Raw genomic sequence first — 301 nt, forward strand, 5'->3', positions numbered from 1 at the left:
TTTACGGGACATCAGTGTCATCATTGCAGGTGCTGGCGGCGCAGCGCATCTCCCGGGAATGATCGCTTCTCTTTCGCCATTACCTGTAATTGGAGTACCCGTTAAGTCGAGTAATTCCATAGATGGCTGGGATTCTGTACTCTCCATTTTGTAAATGCCAGGAGGAGTACCTGTAGCCACAGTTGCTCTGAATGGTGCGACAAATGCAGGCATTCTCGCTGCCCAAATTCTTGGCAGCTCTTCCCCTGAAATACTTCAAAAAGTTGTAGATTACAAAGAAAGCCTGAAGCAAAAAGTAGAA

At 46.8% G+C, this 301-nt stretch carries 1 pseudogene; it reads left to right on the forward strand.

The features are described 5' to 3' along the window. Positions 1 to 301, forward strand: a pseudogene (locus tag HC176_RS18895) (5-(carboxyamino)imidazole ribonucleotide mutase); the annotation flags it as partial.

The organism is Tamlana crocina (assembly GCF_012037625.1).